The sequence below is a fragment of the Vibrio sp. Vb0349 genome (assembly GCF_033338975.1).
Window position 1 is genome coordinate 1 of record NZ_JAWOTS010000090.1, and the last position, 1,964, is coordinate 1,964.

General features: G+C 43.9%; 2 protein-coding genes. One reads left to right on the plus strand and one right to left on the minus strand.

The genetic code is table 11. The annotated features are described in order from the left end of the window. The first annotated feature begins 430 nt into the window (after positions 1 to 430). Positions 431 to 1,387, plus strand: a complete 957-nt coding sequence (locus R7Q47_RS23445) for an AEC family transporter (RefSeq protein WP_318089485.1) — start codon at positions 431 to 433, stop codon at positions 1,385 to 1,387. A gap of 74 nt (positions 1,388 to 1,461) precedes the next feature. Here R7Q47_RS23445 and R7Q47_RS23450 read toward each other — a convergent pair whose 3' ends face one another. After that, the gene (locus R7Q47_RS23450) at positions 1,462 to 1,914 is read right to left on the minus strand and encodes a MarR family winged helix-turn-helix transcriptional regulator (protein ID WP_025623101.1); all 453 of its coding nucleotides are present in this window, start codon (positions 1,912 to 1,914) and stop codon (positions 1,462 to 1,464) included. Between the last annotated feature and the right edge of the window lie 50 nt (positions 1,915 to 1,964).

Below are 1,964 nucleotides of genomic sequence, written 5' to 3' on the forward strand. Positions count from 1 at the left end.
AAATGCAGTGTGTGAAAATTTGCCCGATTACATCGGCAAGGACATTGCGATAACGAGAACAGCACCAAATACCGAACCAGAAACAAATGCACATAGAACGGTTTTGTTGTGTTTACTTTTCATCGATGGACTCCTATTCATCACCACCAGAACCGTACAAGGAATGAGCACGGCTCAACTTCATTTCACTTGTCGGCGCTGGAGTTCTGTTTTATCTCCAGTGCGATAAGTCGGAGTAGTAAACCAATATATGCAACCTTCGACCAGTCGAGCTTGGTCAAACTGAGATATTAGGCTCATATCGGAATGCAACGTACATCCTAATCAACATAAGAATAAAATTTCATCGCTTCCCTATTCCCCGCCCCCTAGTTTGTGGCTTAATAGCGAAACAATAATGACTTTTTTCTTTTTTGCTGCGGATACTTACATGGATTCTGTTTTACATCAGTTGCAATTCTCTTTGTCGATCACCGGCCCCATCTGCTTAATGTTGGTGCTTGGCGTTATCTTTAAACGGTTTGGTCTCATCAACGATAACTTTATTGAAATTGGCTCTAAGCTGGTTTTTAAGGTCACGCTGCCAGCCATGTTGTTTGTCAGTATTGTGGCTTCTGAGCATGATTTTTCTGCCGCCAGTGGTTTCATCAACTACGGCGTAGTCGCGAGCATTCTGTTTTTTATTTTCACCTACATGTCCGTTTCTGTTCTGTTTAAATCTTCTCCCGATCAGGGCGTGTTGATTCAAGGTGGATTTCGCGCCAACACTGGCATTATCGGCATTGCATACGTTGCGAATGCTTATGGTTCACAGGGTGTCGCATTAGCTGCTCTTTATGTCGCCATCACCACCTTTATCTATAACGTTCAAGCGGTGATCTGCCTATCACCCAAAGGCGCTACGTCTGCCTCTCAAGCAGCAAAAATGATGGGAAGAACACTGACGAAGAACCCGCTTATCATCTCCATCGTTTTAGGTATGCTTTTCTACTTGTTGTCGATTCCGGTTCCAAACGTAGTCATTGATGCGGGTAACTATCTGTCGAAAATGACGTTGCCGCTCGCATTGTTATGTACAGGTGGCTCGTTGGATTTTAGTTTGATGAGAAAGGAAAAAGGCCCGTCTTGGTTTGCAAGCACTTACAAGTTGATTGTCGCCCCAGTGTTGATCACGTTAGGCGCGTATTTTGTTGGTTTTCGAGGTATTGAATTGGGGATTTTATTCTTCATGAACGCCTCGCCCGTTGCGGCAGCGAGTTACGTCATGGCCCGCTCAATGGGAGGAAATGCGGTACTGGCAGCCAATATTATTGCTTTGACAACCGTGCTTTCAACCGTCACCTGCACGTTCGGTATTGTGGTTCTAAAATCGTACGGTTTGATCTGAAAAATGATATAGAAAAGCCTCAGAACATAGCTGAGGCTTTACAAAAAGACTTAGATTTAACGCAGAGAAGACGCTTACGAATGATTGGCTAATGTCATTTTCCTTACCAAACGAAAAAACTCTGCCGACTCATCTTCTGATAAACAAGAGAAGAATTCGCTCTGCAAGTTCCTCATTATTTGATGAACTTTCTTTATCGTTGCTTCACCTTCTTTCGTCAAACTGAGCATTTTCAGTCGTTGGTTCGCCTCACTCTTCGAAACGCACACAAAACCACGTTTTTCCAAGTTATCGACCATGCGCTTTGCAACGCTTCTTTCGGTCAGAACGGCATCGGCTAACGCTTGTTGACTCATGGGCTGAAACTCTTCTAACGCTGCCAACGCACTGGCCATCTCTAAGGTCATCTGATTTTGACGACATAACTCTGCTTGCGCTCGGTTGCGATACATCCGTTGCATCACCCCAGAGACAAACATTGGGCTTTGATCCAAAACGGAGATAGGTGAAATTTTTTGCTCTTTCATAGCCGCCTATTTAACTTATGGCTTCATGTTATGCTTTCTGACCTTTTTAT

Coding starts and splice junctions, on each gene's coding strand:
- R7Q47_RS23445 (WP_318089485.1), top strand. CDS start 431: ATGGATTCTGTTTTACATCAGTTGCAATTCTCTTTGTCGATCACCGGC.
- R7Q47_RS23450 (WP_025623101.1), bottom strand. CDS start 1,914: ATGAAAGAGCAAAAAATTTCACCTATCTCCGTTTTGGATCAAAGCCCA.